Raw genomic sequence first — 6361 nt, forward strand, 5'->3', positions numbered from 1 at the left:
CTCGACTTTCTTGCCACGGATCATCTGAGCCTCCAGGTTCAGTTTCTGCGGGCCGGTGCGAAGCATGCGCAGTTTTGCCATTGCTTCGTTGTCGGCCACGCGGCGGGGATTCTTTTCCTTACCCATGACTTACTTCCGCTTCGCTTTTTTGTCAGCGGCATGGCCATAATAGGTGCGGGTCGGCGAATATTCACCGAACTTCTGACCGATCATGTCTTCCGAGACGTTGACTGGGATGTGCTTTTTGCCGTTGTAGACACCAAAGGTCAGGCCGACGAACTGCGGCAGGATGGTGGAACGGCGCGACCAGATCTTGATCACTTCATTGCGGCCCGACTCACGCGCTGCTTCGGCCTTTTTCAAGACATAAGCATCAACGAAGGGGCCTTTCCATACGGAACGTGCCATGGATTAGCGGCCTTTCTTCTTGGCGTGGCGCGAGCGGACGATAAGCTTCTGCGACGCCTTGTTTTTGTTGCGGGTCCGTTTGCCCTTGGTCGGTTTGCCCCAGGGGGTCACCGGGTGGCGGCCACCGGAGGTCCGGCCTTCACCACCGCCGTGGGGGTGGTCGATCGGGTTCATCACGACACCACGCACCGAAGGACGCTTGCCCTTGTGGCGCATACGGCCGGCTTTACCGAAGTTCTGGTTCGAGTTGTCGGGGTTCGACACGGCACCGACGGTGGCCATGCATTCCTGACGCACCAGGCGCAGCTCGCCCGAGGACAGGCGGATCTGGGCGTAACCGCCATCCCGGCCAACGAACTGAGCGTAGGTACCGGCTGCACGGGCGATCTGGCCGCCTTTGCCGGGCTTCATTTCGATGTTGTGGATGATGGTGCCGATCGGCATGCCCGAGAACGGCATTGCGTTGCCCGGCTTGATGTCGGCCTTCGCGGAGGCGATGACCTTGTCGCCGACGGCCAGGCGCTGCGGCGCCAGGATGTAGGCTTGTTCGCCGTCTTCGTATTTGATCAGCGCGATGAATGCGGTCCGGTTCGGGTCGTATTCGATCCGCTCAACGGTGGCCGCTACATCAAATTTGTTCCGTTTGAAGTCAACGATCCGGTAGAGGCGCTTTGCGCCGCCGCCACGGCGGCGTGCAGTAATCCGTCCGGTGTTGTTCCGGCCGCCCGATTTGGTCAGACCCTCAGTGAGAGACTTGACCGGACGCCCTTTCCAAAGCTCCGAACGGTCGATCAGAACCAGCCCACGCTGGCCCGGCGTCGTCGGCTTATACGACTTGAGTGCCATGCTTTCTGTCTTCCGTTTAGCGTGCCCGGCCTTAGGTTATTGTCTTTGGCCCGGCTATGTTTAAGGCCCCCGTAGGTGCCAAAGATATAGGGCCCCGAAGGTCCCAGAGTTGATGCATCCTGACAAACGTAACAACCCCGGAACGAATCCGGGGTCTGCAGGATGGATGGCGTGTAGCAGTGATAGGGGGGGGAGTCTAGCGCGGATTACGCTATTCAACCCCCTTACCCCAATCCACATTCAGCTCATCATCATATTGTACTGGCAATACCATCATCGCTTCATGGGACGGAAATAGCCTTCCCATGATCTTGCGGCTTTCATCAAACCCAAACGACATATCCTCCATCATGAGGTTGAGTTCTTCCATGCGTTTGCGGGTAACTAGGCTACGTACATAGGCCATGAACTCATGTGCATGATGGTACCTCTCAAGAGCGCCATCAATGTCAAAGACCTTTTCTTGGTTCTTGAAGAACGTCAGAATCGGATCCCCCCCTTCCCTATAGAGTGGGATGTAGTCGTCAAAGAAAACCTCCTCCACCTCGTCCATAGAGACATCTACATTCCCGTGAACACGTAGGTTTCTGCGATCCATTACTTTCTTGAAGTTCTTGTACTCGCTCCGTGAAGTGTCAACGCCGCCGATAAAACCTTCACATTTTAGGTGCAAATCGAAAACTCTGGTGTCAATTGGCTGGCGAACAAATGTCTCGTACTGCCGTACGTTCTGCCGCAACTCCTCGCGACGCAGAGCGAAAATCAAAAGGTTGATGAAACTTTCGACCAAGATTGGCGTCAGAATATCCAAAGAAATTGCAGCCCCGAAAAGCTTGCTAGCTCTCGCTCCCATTCCACGTATCTTACGCTGGTATTGCTTGATCCCTTTACTGGATGTTCGACGAGGAACTGAGAAATCCGGTGAAGCACCATTTTCGCTCAGCACTTCGTGATACTCGGCACACACTTCGGCAATCAAAGCATGCCTGTTGGAGACCAGCTTCCATTTCTGCAGCCTCTGACCGACCGCATTCATTTCCTTACCGTGGTTTCGAAAATCCCCCTTGAGGGCATTGACAAACTTGACCCAGTCCAAAGGCCTCATTTTACGGCCGCTAATCCCCACCTGGACATCGCGACTTCCGCCCTGAATCCAAATACGATGTTCGCCAGCCACGATGAAGAAATCCCAGTGGACTAAGTTATCACTATCCTTGCTCTTTTTGGAAAGCGTCATAAACCCATTCGGCTCTCCAAATCTCGCTACTAGGTACTTGTACACTGTCAAGGGGGAAAGCTTGCTACGAAAGGCCAGTAGCTCTCCAAATTTTGAACTTCGCGATTTGCTTTTGCGGTCCAAGAAGTCCACCAAATCGCTCGGAGTCGCAGCCGTCCAAGTTGCTGTGTCAAAAATCATCTTCGCCTCAAAATTACTACTCGGCATGTGCCGCGCCGGTCTTTTCAGTTAGCTTATAAAAATCAACAAACTCTATGTTTTGAATCACCAGCGCCGTCCCGCGGGGTGGCGCTCTCAACGTGGCGTTTGGCAGTTTATCCCGGCCAAGTCCGTACCGCCTCGCCGACGAGAACACCACCAGCCAAAAGCGCCGCCCCATGGGGGCGGGTCATGCCAGCGTCATGCTTTCAGCATGGTGCTGGCGCGGCGGCCTGCGGCCTTGCTGCCGCGCTATGGGCAAGATCACAGGGCAGCGCTTTGGCAGCCCGTTGCGCAGGCAGCGCACGCTGGGCTTCGCGGATCTTAACCGGCAGCGGCTATACCTCAGGGCAAAGCTGTCTCAAGGATCCCGCCATGCCCCACAGGCCCGCTGCCCCAACACAAAAGGCCCCCGCTTGGCAGCGAGGGCCTTCCAATCTTGTCAAAAAGGCAGATCTCAGAGTCCGGTGGACACGTCGATGGTGTTGCCTTCTTCCAGGGTCACATAGGCCTTTTTCACGTCTTTCCGGCGGCCCATCTGGCCGCGGAAGCGCTTCACCTTGCCCTTGGTGATGGTGGTGTTGACCGCTTTCACCTTGACGCCAAAGAGCGCCTCGACGGCTTCTTTGATCATCGGCTTGTTCGAGTCGATTGCCACCTCAAAGACCACTGCGCCGTTTTCGGACGCCATGGTGGTTTTCTCGGTGATGATCGGCTTGCGGACCACATCGTAGTGTTCTGCTTTAGCGCTCATTTCAGGCGAGCCTCCAGTGCTTCGACACCTGCTTTGGTGATCACCAGGGTGTCACGCTTCAGGATGTCATAGACGTTTGCACCCATCGTCGGCAGGATATCCAGGCCTTCGATGTTGCGCGACGCTTTCAGGAAGTCTTCGTTGACCGAAGAGCCGTCGATGACCAGCGCGCGTTTCCAGCCCAGGTTTTTCACCTGTTTGGCCAGAGCGGCGGTTTTGCCTTCGGAGGCTGCATCCTCGATGATGACCAGTTCGCCCGCTTTGGCTTTGGCGGACAGCGCGTGGCGCAGGCCCAGCTTGCGGAACTTCTTGGTCAGATCGTGGCCGTGCGACCGCGGGGTCGGGCCCTTGTAGATACCACCCTTGCGGAAGATCGGCGCGTTGCGGTCACCGTGGCGTGCGCCGCCGGTGCCCTTCTGGCGATAGATCTTCTTGGTCGAGTAGGAGGTCTCCGAGCGGGTCTTCACCTTGTGGGTGCCCTGCTGCGCGTTGTTGCGCTGCCAGCGGACCACACGGTGCAGGATGTCCGCACGCGGCTCCAGGCCGAACAGGTCTTCCGACAGCTCGATGTCGCCGGACTTGCCGCCGTCGAGTTTGATCACGTCAAGTTTCATGCTTCACCACCTTCCGCGGGAGCTTCCGCAGTTTTCAGAGCGGCCGGGAAAGGCAGACCCTCGGGGGCTTTCTTCTTCACGGCGTCCTTGACGGTAACCCAGCCGGATTTCGGGCCGGGAACGGCGCCTTTGATGAAGACCAGGCCGCGGTCGGCGTCGGTTTTCACCACTTCCAGGTTCTGGGTGGTCACGCGGGCTGCGCCCATGTGGCCGGCCATCTTCTTGCCTTTGAAGACTTTGCCCGGATCCTGACACTGACCGGTGGAGCCGTGCGAACGGTGCGAGATCGACACACCGTGTGTCGCACGCAGGCCGCCGAAGTTGTGCCGCTTCATGGCACCGGCGAAACCTTTACCGATCGAGGTGCCGGTGACGTCCACTTTCTGGCCTGCCAGGAAGTGTTCGGCCGAAATTTCGGCGCCGACTTCGATCAGGGCGTCTGCGGGCACGCGGAATTCCACGAGCTTCCGCTTCGGGGCAACCTTGGCAGCGGCGAAGTGGCCGCGCATGGCTTGCGACGTGCGCTTTGCCTTGGCGGACCCAGCACCGAGCTGAACGGCGGTGTAGCCGTCTTTGTCATCGGTGCGCTGTGCAACAACCTGCAGGCCGTCCAGCGACAGAACGGTCACAGGGATCTGCTTGCCGTCTTCCAGGAACAGCCGGGTCATGCCGACTTTCTTTGCGATAATACCAGAGCGCATATTCATTACCCTCCGATCTTACGACTGCAGCTTGATTTCGACGTCCACACCAGCGGCGAGGTCGAGCTTCATCAGCGCGTCCACGGTCTGGGGGGTCGGATCAACGATGTCGAGCAGGCGCTTGTGGGTCCGGATTTCGAACTGGTCGCGCGATTTCTTGTCAACGTGGGGGCCACGCAGAACAGTGAATTTCTCGATTTTGTTCGGCATCGGGATCGGGCCACGGACCTGAGCGCCGGTGCGCTTGGCTGTGTTGACGATTTCCTGGGTGCTGGCATCCAGCACGCGGTAATCGAATGCCTTCAGCCGAATGCGAATGTTTTGGCTTTGCATTACATCTGCCTTTATTGAGGCGTTGAGGTTGAGAGGAGGGCCAGCGACCACCGCGAACCCTCATCGAACCCAAAAGGCGGGAATCACCCCGCCTCTATCCGCACAGAGCGAACCTGCGCGCTATACGCCTGCTGCGGCAGTCTGGCAAGGGGTTTCGCACCGAAACGGTTGCGTTTGGGGCGTACGGCGGGTTTGGGGTTTGTTAGGGAGAGTTAAAGGCAGGTTACGCGGACAGAGCGGAGACTGAGCACTGCACTCATCGGCGGCAACGCGGACATTGCTGCCGTTCCTGTTGCAAGTATGAATGGCGGCTTATCACCCACGAAGAATATTGATCGCCTAGGGCGGTTCGATCATGTTCATGATGTGGATCGCGTTAAGATTGCTGCCTAAACGAACGCCAACTTATAAATTGAAATGGGTCCGCGCAAGGATTGCACGGTGTGGTTCAAGCACTTCCACCCGCGTTTTTCGACAATTGAGCTAGCAGCATCAGTCGATGTGTAAATTTTGGCGAAACCAAGCCTTCGAGCTTGTTCTTCCACTGCTTGTATCAATGATGTTCCGATGCCGTGACCACGAAAATCTGGATCAACTACCACAGCGGCCAACCAAGGACCGTCAAAATGCTCCGATCCGAGCGATTCTAGTTTGAGCGCGGCAGTACCGAGAATCTGCCCATCCTTGCTCACCGCCACAACGGCAATCGGTAATTGGTCGCGGTTCATGCATCCGATAAGGTCGGCTTCTGCATTTCCTTTGCCATCCGGCCCGTACCACGGCGTCCACTCGGCGATGAACAACTCGGCCAATCGTTGCATTGCGTCCGCTTGATCGAAGAGTAAAGCTATTTGGTAGTCCATTCCGGTCCTCAATGCCCTTATGCCGTAGCCACGCTGTGTTGGTTCCAAGTCTTGTATGCAGGGAAGCACAGGCCACGGTAGCAGACATCCGTGCATCATGCAGCATCGGGAACTGTGGACTCCTTTTACACATACGCTGCATTCAGAACAAACGCCTGCTTTCGTGAAATGAGCCAAACCAGCGAACTGTCATTCCGTTAGTCTGATCAATAATGCGAAGAGAGCGCGCCTGACCGGGGCCTGCGGCTTTGTTCCGGCTGGCCCAGGTTTTCCAATTGCAGAAAAAGGGCCACTCTTTCGAGCGGCCCTTTCTATTATCTCACCTGAGTGGCTCCCGGCGATTTTCCTGCGGAAAACCGCCTGCCGCCACCAGACGGCAAAGCCGTCTTACTCGGTGATTTTCGACA

8 protein-coding genes and 1 pseudogene are annotated in these 6361 nt (G+C 56.8%); all 9 read right to left on the reverse strand.

The features are described 5' to 3' along the window. Positions 1 to 126: pseudogene (locus VOI29_RS21595) on the reverse strand (50S ribosomal protein L22); the annotation flags it as partial. Positions 127 to 129: 3 nt separating this feature from the next. Next, positions 130 to 408, reverse strand: coding sequence for a 30S ribosomal protein S19 (gene rpsS, locus VOI29_RS21600; RefSeq protein ID WP_024088539.1), 279 nt, complete (start codon positions 406 to 408; stop codon positions 130 to 132). Between the two features lie 3 nt (positions 409 to 411). Next, positions 412 to 1254, reverse strand: a complete 843-nt coding sequence (gene rplB, locus VOI29_RS21605) for a 50S ribosomal protein L2 (protein WP_323783580.1) — start codon at positions 1252 to 1254, stop codon at positions 412 to 414. Positions 1255 to 1465: 211 nt separating this feature from the next. Beyond that, the gene (locus VOI29_RS21610; protein ID WP_323783582.1) at positions 1466 to 2698 is read right to left on the reverse strand and encodes a hypothetical protein; all 1233 of its coding nucleotides are present in this window, start codon (positions 2696 to 2698) and stop codon (positions 1466 to 1468) included. A gap of 448 nt (positions 2699 to 3146) precedes the next feature. Further along, positions 3147 to 3443 (reverse strand): 50S ribosomal protein L23, encoded by a 297-nt coding sequence (locus tag VOI29_RS21615; RefSeq protein WP_024088533.1) that lies wholly within the window; start codon positions 3441 to 3443, stop codon positions 3147 to 3149. After that, on the reverse strand, positions 3440 to 4057 hold the full coding sequence (gene rplD, locus VOI29_RS21620; protein WP_323783584.1) for a 50S ribosomal protein L4: 618 nt from the start codon (positions 4055 to 4057) through the stop codon (positions 3440 to 3442). The genes VOI29_RS21615 and rplD overlap by 4 nt, the downstream gene beginning before the upstream one ends. Then, positions 4054 to 4758, reverse strand: coding sequence for a 50S ribosomal protein L3 (gene rplC / locus VOI29_RS21625; RefSeq protein ID WP_024088531.1), 705 nt, complete (start codon positions 4756 to 4758; stop codon positions 4054 to 4056). The genes rplD and rplC overlap by 4 nt, the downstream gene beginning before the upstream one ends. Before the next feature lie 18 nt (positions 4759 to 4776). Beyond that, the gene (gene rpsJ / locus VOI29_RS21630) at positions 4777 to 5091 is read right to left on the reverse strand and encodes a 30S ribosomal protein S10 (protein ID WP_019298501.1); all 315 of its coding nucleotides are present in this window, start codon (positions 5089 to 5091) and stop codon (positions 4777 to 4779) included. A gap of 389 nt (positions 5092 to 5480) precedes the next feature. Beyond that, positions 5481 to 5954: a GNAT family N-acetyltransferase gene (locus VOI29_RS21635; RefSeq protein WP_323783587.1), complete on the reverse strand. Its 474-nt coding sequence runs from the start codon at positions 5952 to 5954 to the stop codon at positions 5481 to 5483. Positions 5955 to 6361: the final 407 nt, after the last annotated feature.

Origin of the sequence: Leisingera sp., from assembly GCF_034669605.1 — a bacterium.
In the GTDB taxonomy this organism is placed as follows: Bacteria; Pseudomonadota; Alphaproteobacteria; order Rhodobacterales; family Rhodobacteraceae; genus Leisingera.